At 72.2% G+C, this 13,172-nt stretch carries 7 protein-coding genes; 2 read left to right on the plus strand and 5 right to left on the minus strand.

Annotation, left to right across the window (positions count from 1 at the left end):
• Positions 1-39: 39 nt before the first annotated feature.
• The 4 genes from ACGFR9_RS29750 to ACGFR9_RS29765 form a co-directional block, all read right to left on the minus strand.
• Entirely contained in the window at positions 40-507 is a 468-nt protein-coding gene (locus ACGFR9_RS29750) for a hypothetical protein (protein WP_393214433.1), read from the minus strand.
• Positions 508-615: 108 nt separating this feature from the next.
• Complete coding sequence (locus tag ACGFR9_RS29755; protein ID WP_393214436.1) at positions 616-948, minus strand: deoxyxylulose-5-phosphate synthase; 333 nt, start codon at positions 946-948, stop codon at positions 616-618.
• A 166-nt stretch (positions 949-1,114) separates the two neighbouring features.
• Positions 1,115-2,584 (minus strand): aldehyde dehydrogenase family protein, encoded by a 1,470-nt coding sequence (locus ACGFR9_RS29760; protein ID WP_393214439.1) that lies wholly within the window; start codon positions 2,582-2,584, stop codon positions 1,115-1,117.
• Between the two features lie 35 nt (positions 2,585-2,619).
• The gene (locus ACGFR9_RS29765; RefSeq protein WP_393214442.1) at positions 2,620-2,883 is read right to left on the minus strand and encodes a hypothetical protein; all 264 of its coding nucleotides are present in this window, start codon (positions 2,881-2,883) and stop codon (positions 2,620-2,622) included.
• A 203-nt stretch (positions 2,884-3,086) separates the two neighbouring features.
• On the opposite strand from ACGFR9_RS29765, the gene ACGFR9_RS29770 reads away from it, so the two are divergent.
• The gene (locus tag ACGFR9_RS29770; protein ID WP_393214444.1) at positions 3,087-4,775 is read left to right on the plus strand and encodes an IclR family transcriptional regulator C-terminal domain-containing protein; all 1,689 of its coding nucleotides are present in this window, start codon (positions 3,087-3,089) and stop codon (positions 4,773-4,775) included.
• An 81-nt stretch (positions 4,776-4,856) separates the two neighbouring features.
• Positions 4,857-7,028 (plus strand): UvrD-helicase domain-containing protein, encoded by a 2,172-nt coding sequence (locus ACGFR9_RS29775; protein WP_393214446.1) that lies wholly within the window; start codon positions 4,857-4,859, stop codon positions 7,026-7,028.
• Between the two features lie 85 nt (positions 7,029-7,113).
• On the opposite strand, the gene ACGFR9_RS29780 is transcribed toward ACGFR9_RS29775, so the two are convergent.
• The gene (locus ACGFR9_RS29780) at positions 7,114-12,933 is read right to left on the minus strand and encodes an AAA domain-containing protein (protein ID WP_393214449.1); all 5,820 of its coding nucleotides are present in this window, start codon (positions 12,931-12,933) and stop codon (positions 7,114-7,116) included.
• Positions 12,934-13,172: the final 239 nt, after the last annotated feature.

A 13,172-nucleotide genomic window follows, 5' to 3' on the forward strand; every position in this document is an offset into this window, starting at 1 on the left:
AGGCCGCGTGCGGGCCGGTCCGGACCCGCCCGCACGCGGCTATCCGCGGGCTATCGCCAGATCCGACCGCGCCGCCTCGTGCAGGACGTTCAGCGTCTCCACCAGAGGGACGGCGCGGAGGGCGTCGACGCCACTCGACTCGTCACGCGCCGCCCTGAGCAGGTCCCAGGTGCGCTGGTTGACGGCGTGCGCGGCGGTGGCCGCCCGTTCGTCGCTCAGCAGGACGAACGCCTCGAAGAGGATCGACCTCCGGTTCTCGCTGCTCTCCATCTCCGCGAGCGCGCCGGAAGCGGCTTTGTCCTGGTCCCGTGCCCGCCCGGCCTCCATGGCGGCCCGCTGGATCTCCTTGATGCAGGACACGTACTCGATGTACGTGTCGAGCTTCCGCTCGTCCCAGCGCGTGGTCATCTCCCGCCGGAACTTGGCCCGTTCGGCGGCCGCCGTGGCGAGGAAGGAGGTCAGGGCACCGACGAGAACGCCGATCAGCGTGATGATCTGAGTGGCCATGTCGATCAAGTTACCTGTGGGGCGCGCCGATCGGACCGCGGCGACCGGCGGTGACTGCCGCGCCCTGAACGCGACTGCCAGCCGACCGGAGTTAACTCAGCATTGCCGTCACGGCACTTCGTAGCGAACGAGCGCCCTGGCGAAGGGCTCGCCGGTACGACGGGCGTACGCCATCCGCTCTCGCACCTCCCTCAGCGTGCGCGGCCGGTGTCCGGGCCCGCCGCAACAGCTCTTGTGGAAGCGGACGCCCGCGTGCAGCAGCACGGACAGCACCCTCCACCCCTCGGTGTCCCGCCGCGAAGGCGGTGCGAACGCCGACCCCACGTGGATCAGCGGTTCCGCGCAACGCGGACACACCCTGTGCGGCCGGTCCCTGTCGTAGGGCTGCTTGTACGAAGCCCGACAGGGCAGGCAGACGAAGGAGGTCTTGGCGTGGCCCATGCGGCAAGGGTAGGCGTCACGTGTTCGAAGCTCGACGCATTTGTTGGTGCCGAACGAGCGTGCCATGCCGCACGCTCTCCGGGTGATCGTGTCGCGGCCCGTCCTCGAGGTCGCGGGGCGCGTCACGAAACGACTCGGCCCGGCTTCCACGGCCGGGTGCCCGCCGTCAGATCGGGAAGCGGGCGTGTCCCCTGGCCTGGGCCGTGACCCAGCGGATGTCGGTGAAGGCCTCGGCGCCGGACTGTCCGCCGAAGCGGCCGTAGCCGGAGCTCTTCACGCCGCCGAAGGGGGCTTGGGGTTCGTCGGCGATGGACTGGTCGTTGACATGGACGATGCCGGTGCGCAGCCGGCCGGCGGCCTCCAGGCCGTGGGCCAGGTTCTCGGTGATGACGCCCGCGGTGAGCCCGTACGGGGTGTCGTTGGCGAGCGCGACGGCCTCGTCGGTGCTGTCGACGACGTGGACGACGGTGGCGGGGCCGAAGACCTCGTCGTAATAGATCTTCATGTCCTTGGTGACCCCGGTGAGGACGACCGGGCGGATCAGGGTGCCCGGTTCCTCGATCTCGCCGGTGCCCGCGACGAGTTCTGCGCCCTGGGCGACCGCGTCCGTGATGAGGGCGGCGACCCTGCGGGCGGCGGCCTCGTTCACGACCGGGCCCATCGCCGTGCCCGGGTCGCTCGGGTCCCCGCAGGGCAGTGCGCGCACGCGGGCGGCGAACTTGGCGGTGAACTCGTCGGCGAGCGACCGGTGGACGACGACCCGGTCCACGCACATGCAGATCTGGCCCGCGTTCATAAAGGAGCCGAAGACCGCGGCGTCCACCGCGTAGTCGACGTCCGCGTCCTCGAGTACCAGCAGGGGGTTCTTGCCGCCGAGTTCGAGAACGGCGGGCTTGAGGTGCTGGGCCGCCTGGACGCCGATGGTGCGGCCGGTCTCCGTGGAGCCGGTGAAGTTGACCATCCGCACCCGGGGGTCGGCGATCAGCGCGGAGACCACGTCGGCCGCGTCGGCGCGGTCGTTGGTGACGACGTTGAGCACGCCCGCGGGCAGTCCGGCCTCGTGCAGGACGTCCGAGATGAGCAGACCGCAGGCGATCGGCGCGTCCTCGCTGGGCTTCATGACCACGGTGTTGCCCATGGCGATCGGCAGGGCCACCGCGCGGACGCCGAGGATGACGGGCGCGTTCCACGGCGAGATCGCGGCGATCACCCCCTTGGGCACGCGCACCTGCGTGGAGTGGACGCCGTCGGCGTCGGTGGCGAGGACCTGGCCGGTCGGGCGGCTGACCTCGGCCGCCGCCTCCAGCAGGATGTCGGCGGCCAGGTGGGCGTTGAATCCGGCCCAGGGGGCGACGCCGCCCACCTCCGCGGCCATCAACCGTACGACCTCGTCGGCGCGGTCGGCCATCAGCCGCGCGGCGCGCAGGAAGATCCGGCGGCGCTCGGCCGGCCTGGTCGCGGCCCACGTCTCGAACGCGGCGTCGGCGGCGTCCACGGCACGGCGTACGTCGTCGGGGGTGCCCGCGGCGACCTCCGCGCAGACGGCGCCGGTCCAGGGGTTGATGTCGGTCGCGGTGCGGCCCGAGGAGGCGGGGACCTCCTGGCCGTTGATGATCAGTCCTCGGGAGAGGGACACGGGGTGCTCCTGGAGAGAGGGGTGCGGGTGCGGGCTCAGGCCTCGGCGGGCAGGGGCGTGGGGCTGGCCGGGTCGGTGCTCGCCCCGGTCACGGTGCCCAGGATCGCGATGACCGCGCCCACGCCGATGGCCACCGGGCTCAGCGCGCCGAGCGCGGGCCAGGTCGTCACCGGGGCGACCGCGACGAGCACCACCGCGAGCGCGACGCCCTCGATGAGGAACAGTTTCGACCGTACCGGTGCCGGGAGCCGGGTGCACGGCACCGTGAGATCCCAGCGGCTCTGGGCGGAACTGCTCATACGAGTCCTCATCGGAAGGGACGGCCGGCGGGAGGCGTCCCGTACCGCACCGGGCTACCATTTTTCGCTGAGTGAACTTACTTTCATTGACCGAGTGCGCCGAGTGTGTGCGATCGCCGGGACGCTGTCAATGGCCGGTAGCGTTCTTCCGGAGACGGGTACGGCCGTATGCGCCGGGGAGCCGACACACAGGAGGAAGCGCGATGGCGCCGGGCGATTCGGGGGCGTCGACGGAAGCCGCGGGTCCGCTCGAGCGCGGGCTCGCCGTGCTGCGGCTCGTGTCCGAGGCGCCCCACCCCGTACGCCCGGGCGACCTTGCCCGCGCGACCGGTCTGGCGCGTTCGACCGTCGACCGGATCACCGCGACCCTGACCCACCTCGGCCATCTGCGCGCCGCGGGACGCGACCTCGTACCGGCACCGCGCCTGATGGAGTTCGGCAACGCCTATCTGCACGCGAGCGGCATGTCGCGCGCGCTGCGGCCGAGCCTCGACCGGCTGGCCCGCACCCTGGACGAATCGGTCTCGGCGATCGTCCTCGACGGCTGCGACGCGCGCATCGTGGGCAAGGCCGTTCCGCCCGGCCGGGTGATCCCGCTGGGGTTCCGGGTGGGCGACCTGCTGCCCGCCGAACGCTGCGCGGCCGGCGCCGTACTCGCCGCCGGCTGGAGTCCGGACACGTACGACGCCTGGCGGGCCCGCCGCGCCGCCGACCCCCTGGACGAGACCTTCCCGGCCGTCCCCGCGCGCCGCACCCCTCCCCTCGCCGAGCGGACGGAGGCCGCATTCGCCGCCTGGACGTCGGCGGCCGGCGCGGACGGCTGGGCGCTGGACGACCAGCTGGTCGCCCCCGGCCTGGTCGCGGTGGCGGTCCCGGTACGCGACCCCGACGGCCGCCCCGTCTGCGCGATCAGCGTGCTCGCGCACACCAGCCGCCACAGCGGCGAGGAACTGCGCGCCCACGTGCTGGCCACGATGACGGAGGAGGCGGCCCGCGTCGCGGACGCTCTGCACGACACCTCGACGGCGGCGACCGCATCCCCCACCACCCCCGCCTACGCCGACGCCAAACCGGAACTGGGCCCGTCCTTCCTCCAGGCTCTGGCCCGGGGCCTCGCCGTCCTGACCGCACTCGGCCGCCGGCGCGGCGGACTCACCCTCGCGGAGGCGGCCGAGGCCGCCGGACTCTCGTACCCGAGCACCCGCCGCAACCTCCTGACCCTCCGCGAACTGGGTTACGTGGACCAGCTGGACCGCCGTTTCCTGCCGTCCCCGCACGTCCTGGAACTCGGCTACACACGGCTCTCCACCCTCACCCTCGCCGACATCGCCCAGCCCCATCTGACCGAACTGGCCGGACGGGTGAGGGAGTCGGCGTCCCTGGCGGTCCTCGACGGCACCGAGGTCCACTACGTGGCCCGGGCGGCCGCCCAGCAGATCACCAGCGCCCGCATCACACCCGGCACCCGCCTGCCCGCGTACGCCACCTCCATGGGCCGGGTCCTCCTGGCCGACCTCCCGGAGCCGGACCGCCGGACCCGCATCGCGGCCTCGCACCCGCGGGCCCTGACCCCGCGCACACTCACCTCACCCGCCGCACTCCACGCCGAGCTGAACCGGATCGCCCGCGAGGAACACGCCCTGGTCGAGCAGGAGTTGGAAGCGGGCCTACGCTCCCTCGCGGTACCGGTCAGGGACCGCACCGGCCGGGCCGTCGGCGCCGTGAACATCGCCCTGCACGCGGGCCCCGAACCGCCCGAACACACCAGGACCACCCTTCTCCCGGCGCTCCGCGCGTGCGCGGCCGGCATCGAGTCGGACCTGGCGGTGGCGTTCGCGGACGGTGCCGTACAGACGGGCGGACCGGATATATTGACTCAGTTCACATCATGAACATGGGCTGCTTCGTCGCTCCGGGCTCCGGAAGTCTCTAGGCTGGTCCCGACCTCCGCCCGCCCGTCACCGAGGACGCCGATGCCCCGACTCGCTCTCTCCGACGACTTCGTCGGGGACCTCATCTCGCTGCAGCGGCCGGTCCAGAAGGAGGTCGGCGACGCGATCCAGATGTTCCGCGGCATGACCGTCCCCCAGCTTCACGCGAGCAAGGGCATGCACCTGGAGAAGCTCGAGCGGGCACGCGATCCCCGGATCCGCACGATACGCATCACCAAGTTCTACCGGGGTGTCCTGCTCGCCCCCGACGACGGCAGCGAACTGTTCATGCTGCTGCGGGTCGCCCCGCACGACGAGGCGATCAACTGGGCCTGCAAGCGCGCCTACTCGGTCAACAGCGCGACCCTCGGCGTGGAGGTGCGCAACGTCGAGGCCCTCGAGCAGATGGAGACGTACTTCGAGACCAAGGCGGACACCACTCCCACCCGTCTCTTCGAGGGGCACTCCGACACCGTTCTGCGTGACCTCGGCATCGACGACCAGGTGCTGAGGCTGGCCCGCGTCTGTGTCACGGCCGACGACCTGACGGTCATGGCGCCGCCGATGATGCCCGCCGACCAGTACGAGGTGCTGTGGTTCCTGGCGCAGGGCGAATCCGCCGAGGACGTCTGGGAGCAGTTGATCGCCCCGCGGGGCCAGACGGTGCGCACGGCGGAGGAACGGCCGGCGGTCACGCTCGCCGAGGCGATCCTCAACACGCCCGACCGCATCGTGGAGGTGACGGGCCCCGGCGAACTGGAACGCATCCTCAGCGAGGATTTCGCCCGCTGGCGGATCTTCCTTCACCCCGCCCAGCGCCGCCACGCCTACCACCCGGGTTTCAACGGCCCCGCCCAGGTCACCGGCGGCCCCGGCACCGGCAAGACGGTGGTCGCCCTGCACCGCGTACGGCACCTGCTGCGCACCGGCCGCGAGGGCGAGCGGATCCTGCTCACCACCTTCACCAACGCCATGGCGGCCACCCTGCGGGACAGTCTGGCGCTCCTGCTCGGGGACGCCGACGCCCGCCTGCTGGACCGCGTCGACGTCACGACGGTCGACTCCCTCGCCGCCCGGGTCGTCCGGGAGGCGCGGGGCAGTTCGCCGAAGCCCCTGTCGGCCGCCGCCGAGAAGAGCGCCTGGACCCGCGCCGCCGCACGTGAGGAACTGCCCTGGACGGAGCAGTTCCTGTCCCAGGAGTTCCGCAACGTCGTCCTGGCACAGGGGCTGCGCACGCCGGAGGAGTACCTGCGCTGCGTACGGCGCGGACGCGGCACCCAGGTCGGCCGGGTGCAACGGGCCAGACTGTGGAGGGTGATGGAGCGGTTCACGGCGGACCTCGCCTCACGCGACTCGGCGACGTACACGCAGCTCTGCGACCAGGCGGCGCGCGTCCTCGCCGACAGTCCGCCGCGCTACCGCCATGTCGTCGTGGACGAGGCACAGGACCTCCATCCTGCCCAGTGGCGGGTGCTGCGCGCCTGCGTCGCCGACCGGGCCGACGACATGTTCCTGGTCGGCGACCCGCATCAGCGCATCTACGACTCCCGCGTCTCCTTGCGCTCGCTGGGCGTCAACGTCCGGGGACGCACCTCCCGGCTCCGCCTCAACTACCGCAGCACGGAGGAGATTCTGCGCTGGTCGGCGTCCCTGCTCGACGGCCGGCCGGTGGGACGGCTCGGCGAGGACGACGACGAGGACGGCGGCATGGACTCCCTGCGCGGCTACCGTTCGCAACTGCACGGCCGTATCCCGGCGGCACGCGGATACGGCAGCCAGGACGAGGAACTCCGCGCGCTGGTCGAGCAGGTGCGCACCTGGATCGGACAGGACGGGGTGAAGCCGTCGGAGGTGGCGGTGTGCGCCCGGTTCAACACCCTGGTCGACGCCGTCATCACCCGTCTGCGGCGGGAGGGCGTCCCGGCGGTGGCCATCAAGGACAATCCGGGGCCGGACGTCTCCGGTGTCCGCGTGGCCACCATGCACGCGATGAAGGGCCTGGAGTTCCGGTGCGTGGCCGTGGTGGGCGTGACGTCGAGCGTGCTGCCCTTCACCCCGCAGGTGACACCCGCCGAGGTCGACCCCGTCCAGCACCAGTCGGATCTACTGGCGGAGCACTGCCTGTTGTTCGTGGCGTCCACGCGGGCACGAGACGCGCTGACGATCTCGTGGAACGGTGACCGCAGCCGCCTGCTGGACCCGGTGACCGGCTGAGTCGGCCGGGGCCCTGGTGTCCCGGCCCCTGAGTGGGGTCCGGGACACCAGGGCCCCCGGCCGCGGGAGCTCCGGCTCCCCCTCGTCAGACTCTGATCTCCCGGACGACGACCGTGTGGCTCCTGCCCGCTGAGGCGTCGTACGAGAGCTTCCGTCCCGTCGGCTGCCACATCAGCGCGTGGCCCAGCGGCGACGAAGGGGAGATGATCTCCGCGTCGTCGGTGGGCAGTTCGGCGACGGTGTACAGAGCCGTGTCGTCGACCTGTCCGTCGAACTCGAGGACGAGCAGCGCGCCGGGGTGCACCGCCGTCGCTGTCCCCCGCTCCTCACCGACCCGTACGGCGTCGAGGAAGGACCGCAGGAAGCCGAGGCGCATCGTGCGGCGCTCCCGCTGATCGGCCTGCGTCTTCCTGAGGAAGGCGAGATTCGCCGGGTCCACGTCCACGGGTGTCTCGTCAGGAGCGTCGATGGCGGCCTGCAGCCCCTGCATCTCGCGCAACAGCCGGTGGAAGGTGGCGGCGGGGATCTCCCGAACGGGGAGGGAACCCTGGGGGACGGAGCCCACCGGACCGGGCGCGGGTTCCGTGACCGCTTCCGCCGCGGGCACGGACTCCGGGGCCGGCCGGGGCGCGCTCGGCTCCTCAGCGGTGAACGTCGCCTCTGCTTCCGTCACCACGTCGGGCTTCGGGCTCCGGCCGTGCGCGTGATCACCCTCCCGCGGCTCCCCCGCTCCGTCGTCGTCCGGCCCTTCGGCGGGCAGGCCCCGGGCGTCTTCCGCCCCGACGGGAGAAAGGGGTTCCTCCGGCTCTGCGCGAAGCGGTTCGATCCCCAGCCGTTCCAGCTCCGCCCAGAGCGGGGCGAGCGCCTGCTCGCGGTCGAGGTGGAAACGGCTGCCCCGGATCCGGACGAAGGTCCAGTCGACGCGTTCCAGGTCCCGCTGGCGGGCGGCGGCGGTGGACGCGTCCTCGCCGTCGGCGAAGGCGTCGCCGTCGCAGGCGACCGCGAGCCTGCGGGTGCCGCCCTCGACGACCAGGTCGATGGTGTGGCGGCCCACCCGGTAACCGGGCCGCACACGGTGGCCGCGGGCCGTCAGCTCCAGGTACACCTGCTGCTGGAAGAGGCTGTCGAACGCCTCATGGCGTACGTCGGGCAGCACTTCGCCCTCGACCGCGACGGAGTCCTCCTCCGCCGGCCGGGTGAGGTGGTCGAGCCAGCGTCGGCGCAGGTCGTTCTCGTGGAACTGCTCGGGCCGGGCGCTGTGGAACACCCACACCTGGTCCTTGGCGCGGGAGGCGGCCACGTTGAGCCGCTGCTCGTACGTCTTGCCGTTGAAGCCGCCCGGCACGGTCCCGGCGGCGGTGGTGGCCGAGTTGACGCAGGAGACGAACATGACGTGCCGCTCGTCGCCCTGGAAGTCCTCGGCGTCGCCGACCCGGATCCGCCGCTCCTCGCGCTGCTCGTAGTCGAGGCGTTCGGCGAGCAGGTTCTCCAGCTCCGTCAGATGTCCCTTGGCGCCACGGAGGCTGACCACGCCCATGGTCTTCCCGTCGTACGCGGGGTCGGCGCAGCAGCGCACGACCGCGTCGACGAGGGCTTCGGCCTCGGCGCTGTTGACCAGCCGGTCGTTGCCGCCCACGGCCTCCCCGTCCTCCACATGCACGGTCCGTACAGGGGGCAGCCGGTCGGCGCCGTACTGCCGCAGCGGCTGGAGCCTGCCGTTGTAACAGAGGTCGTTGGAGAAGGAGATGATCTCCGGCATGCACCGGAAGTGCTCCTTGAGCATGAGTGTGCCGCGGCCGGCGGAGAGCGCCTCGGTGAGGTCGAAGAAGCTGGAGTCCGGGCCGAAGAGACTGCGCACGTCCGGTTCCAGCGCGGTCAGCAGCCGGTCCCGCAGATGGAAGTACTCGTCCTGCTTGAGGCCGACGTTGGACGGGCTGACCTGCTTGCTGTCGCCGACGACCACCATCCGGTCGGCGAGCCAGCTCAGCAGCATGGCCTCGAGGCCGGACTGGCTGGCCTCGTCGACGATGACGACGTCGAACAGGCCGGGCCGGTCCATCGGCACGGTCTCCGCCACCTGGTGCAGCGGCATGATCCAGGCGGGCACCGCCGTCTGCGCCTTGCGCAGCGCGGCCTGGGCGTCGCGCCGGTAGCGGTGCTGGTACTTGCCCTTGATCCGGCGGGCTGCCTGCTGGTACGCGCTGAGGGCCCGGGACTGGTCTCCGGTGAGCAGCCCGAGGCAGCGGTGCCAGGCGCGGGCTGCGGCGAGCCGCTTGAGCATGATCCGTGCCTCGTCGTCGGCCTCCGTCAGCCGACGCCGCAGGGTGCGTTCGGCCTCGGGGTCGGTGAGCCGCTCCATCCGCTCGTACCACGCCGACCAGGCCCAGGCGTCGGCGAGTCGGGGCAGCCGGTCGTCCCAGGCGGTGTCGTCCGGGGAGCCGGTGATCCGCTCGGCGAGCGAGGGGAACGCCTCCCGCACGCGGGTGAGCGCGGCGTGCTGCTCGGCCCGCAGCCGGGCGGCCTCCCGCACTTCGGCCATCTCGTCGCTGAACTCCCGGTATCCCTGTGGGTCCTGGGCGCGTACGGCGTCGAGCGCGCGGGCGACGGCGGGTGCCACGGCGGGCCTGTCGTTCCAGGAGCGCAGCAGTTCCTCGGTGTCCGTGACGGTCCTGCGCGACCGCTCGGCTGCGCGCAGCGTGGTCGCCGCGCGCAGCAGGGCGCGTACGGCGTTCTCGACCGAGGTGTCGTGCCAGGTGGCGACGGAGAGTTCGGGTGAGGTGGCGGCTCCGGTGAGCACGTCGGTGCGGGCGGCGGCGACGGCGAGCATGGTTTCGAGCACGGCGGCGTCCTGCCGCAGGCGGGCCAGGCGAGGACCGTGCCCCTGCCAGGCTCCGGCAGGGACACCCCACTCCGTCTCCACCTGCGCCAGGCGGAGTTCGAGCTGGACACGCGCGACGACCACGGCCGCCGTGGCGGCGTCCTCGGGGGTCCGACCGTCGACGCGGACGGTCTGCACGAACGCGCCGACGGCCTTGGCCAGCTTCGTGCGGGTGCCGAGCGGTCCGCGCAGCTTCTGTCCTTGCGTCAGCCCGTCGTACAGGGCGGTGGCCTGGCCGAGCGCGATGGCCGGGTCGTACTGTTCCAGGCCGCTGACCATCGTGGTGCCCAGCGTGGCGAGCGACGCGTCGAGCGCCGCGAGGGCGTCGTGGACGGCGGCGTGCCGGCTGCGGGCCTGCCAGTCCTGGCCGGCGGTCACCTCCTCCAGGAGGGTCACGGCCCACCCGCCGGCTGCGGCGGCGAGGGATGCGGCCCGGGCCCGAACGGCGGAGAACGCGTCCAGGGCCTCGGTCAGACGCCGTTGTTCGGCCTCGTGAAGGCCTCGCACGGCGGAGTCGTACCTCAGGCACAGGGGGTCCTGCCGTGCCGCCTCGTGCGCCTCCTCGGCGGAGTGCACGACCCGCACGGCTTCCTCGAAGTCGCCGGGTGCGGGCAGTTCGGAGGGGCCGGGCACCTCGGCCGCCAGGGCCTGGTGGTGCGGGGTGTAGGCGCGTGTGGTGTGCAGCAGCCTCAGCGCGTCGTCGGCGGTGACGGAGGACTGCTCGCCGGGGACATGCCCGAGCCAGTCGTGGAGTTCCGTCTCGGCGGTGAGGCGCTCGGCGATCTCCTGGAGGCTGCCGGTGTAGTCGCCGATCTCCGCCTCGAAGCGGTGGGTCTCCTGCTCGCGCAGTACGGCGAGGTCGCGCAGCATGGCCTGCTGGGCCGCCCGGGCCGCGGCGAGCCGTGCCTGGAGCGTACGGATGTCCTTCTCCGAGGCCTTGGGGTCGTAGCCGGCGTACTCGCCGAGGATCCGCTGGACGGACGCCTCGAGCTCCCGCTGCGCTGCGGCGCCGTCCTCGGTGCGGCTCACGCACAGATCGCGGATGCTCTCGGGCAGCTTGTCCCGCAGGACGCGCAGGGCGCGCGGGGTGTGGCTGGTGATAAGGACCCGCTTGCCCTGGGCGAGCAGGTCCGTGACCAGGTTGGCGATGGTGTGCGTCTTGCCGGTGCCGGGCGGGCCCTGGACCACGACGAGCCGGTTGGCGCGCAGGCGTTCGGCGATGGTGCGCTGCTCCTCGTTGGCGGGCAGCGCGAAGTACATCTCGCCGGTGCCGGCCTGCGTACCGTCGTCTTCGGTCGCCGCCAGGTCGGCGGCGGTCAGCGCGCCGTCGCGGCCGGCGATGTAGCCGAGCAGTTCGGTGGGGGGTGTGCCGGCGTCGATCTGGCGGGCGATGGCCTTGAGGGCGTCCATCGTCGAACGGCGGTTGCGCTCCCGCAGGACGAGCGCGGGGGTGAGTCCCACCTGGGGCACGTCGAGCGTGCGCGGCCGGGCGCGTTCCACGGTCGGTGAGTAACTTCCGGCGCTGTGCGCCGCGTTGGTCCAGCTGCGCAGGGCGGTGTGTACGGCGTCCAGGTGGGTGGGGTCGGTGACGTCGGCGGCGCCGTCCAACGTGTCGACGACCTGCTCGCGTACCGCGCCGGGCACGTGCTGGGCGCCCTCCAGCATGCCCTCTTCCAGTTCCAGCCCCGTTCCGGTCGGGTCGGGGGCGGCGGTGAGGGTGCCGGTGGCCGGGTCGAGGTGGAGGGTGGCGCGGTGGGTGACGAGGTGGCGTTCCACGCGCTGTCCGCCGGTCGTCTGCCAGGTGAGCCGGCCGAGCCCGAGGACGAGCTCGTAGGCCTCACCAAGGTTGGCGGCGTCCTCGTGCATCTTGTGCAGGCGGTCGTACAGCCGCACGACGGGGTCGATGGCCCGCCGCCGCTCGGCCCAGGCCAGCCACTTCTGTTCCCAGGCGGCGTACAGCTTCTCGATCTTCTCCCGCTTCGGGTGGTCGTCGAGCTCGTGGTACGTCTTGTCGAGGGGGATGCCCCGGGACCAGTCCGGGAACTCCGGCTCGATCCGGCGGCGCAGATGCGGGGCACGGGTCTGCTTGAAGTCGCGTATACGGGTCTCGTCGATCCAGGGTGTGAGCGGGGGCTTCGGGTACGGGACGTCCTCGCGCTCGGGGCGAGCGAGGGTCAGCCAGGCCGGCTCGTCGGTGTCGAGTGCGGCGTCGAGCATCACGGCGACCTCGGGGGCGTCCGGCAGTTCCTCGAACCAGACGGTGCCGGCGGCGCCGTCGAGGGTGCGGACGGGGCGGGTCTTCGACTCCTCCGCCTCGGCGAGGAACCGGAAGATCTGACGGACGCGGGTGGCGTCGAGCTCGTGGGAGGACGGGTCCTGGGCGCGGGGGACGGACCCGGTCGGCGGCGTCACGAGGGGCGTGGTCAGGCGCGGGTCCGGCGCTGTGGGCTGTGACGGTACGGCTCCGAGCACGGTACGTGCGGCTCCCCGGCCTTCGTCATCGGCGTCGACGGACAGGGCCGGCCGCCGTTCGCCGAACAAGGGTGCCGGGTCCGGGAGTTGTCCCGCCTGTACGGGCGTCATGTCCTTCGCCGTGGTGAAGGTGACGCTCTCGCGCCTGTGGTCGTACGGGAACCGCACCTCGATGTCCAGCTCCGTGGCGGTTCCCGCCGGGATGCTGTAGGCCCAGGTCGCGGACGCGCGGCGGCCCTTGCGGAGGGTTCCGTCCAGCCCGTCGTCGAGCAGCTCGGTCCGGTAGTCCCGCACCTGGCGTCCCGTCTTGCCGTACGGCCCGCTCCGCACCAGCAGGGTGATGCCGTCCATGTCCACGGGGCGGTCCGTGCCGTTGCTGAGATACAACGTGCACCGGACGAGGTCGTCGCCCTGACGGTACCCGTCGGAGTCCTCGGGGTCGACGAGCTCGTACGGCAGCACGTCGTCCACACGTACGTGCAGCCCGTCGCCGTACTGGTAGTCGAATCCGACCGGCTGCATCTCGTCGCCCGGACCGTACTCACGCCGGCTCATGCGCCACCCCCACTGCTGTTCCGAGCCACCCACGTGGCCGCTTGATGCGATCCCGGCCCGACCCACCCGAACACGCTTACGCCTCCAGCGCGCCGCCCTCAAGTGTGAACTGAGCACACGCTGCGAGCGTAGCAGCAGACCGCCGAGCCTCACTTTGAGTCATGGAAGAGCACTCCAGACATCGAAGCAACCCTGTGCACGCGTTGACTCTGTTCACAGTCGTGCGTCACTATGGCCCG

Origin of the sequence: Streptomyces sp. NPDC048584, assembly GCF_043199595.1 — a bacterium.
Lineage (GTDB): Bacteria > Actinomycetota > Actinomycetes > Streptomycetales > Streptomycetaceae > Streptomyces > Streptomyces edwardsiae.

What these genes read in the sequence shown, in the direction of transcription:
- ACGFR9_RS29780 (WP_393214449.1), bottom strand. Translation starts at nt 12,933, where the DNA reads ATGAGCCGGCGTGAGTACGGTCCGGGCGACGAGATGCAGCCGGTCGGA.
- ACGFR9_RS29755 (WP_393214436.1), bottom strand. Translation starts at nt 948, where the DNA reads ATGGGCCACGCCAAGACCTCCTTCGTCTGCCTGCCCTGTCGGGCTTCG.
- ACGFR9_RS29775 (WP_393214446.1), top strand. Translation starts at nt 4,857, where the DNA reads ATGCCCCGACTCGCTCTCTCCGACGACTTCGTCGGGGACCTCATCTCG.
- ACGFR9_RS29770 (WP_393214444.1), top strand. Translation starts at nt 3,087, where the DNA reads ATGGCGCCGGGCGATTCGGGGGCGTCGACGGAAGCCGCGGGTCCGCTC.
- ACGFR9_RS29750 (WP_393214433.1), bottom strand. Translation starts at nt 507, where the DNA reads ATGGCCACTCAGATCATCACGCTGATCGGCGTTCTCGTCGGTGCCCTG.
- ACGFR9_RS29765 (WP_393214442.1), bottom strand. Translation starts at nt 2,883, where the DNA reads ATGAGCAGTTCCGCCCAGAGCCGCTGGGATCTCACGGTGCCGTGCACC.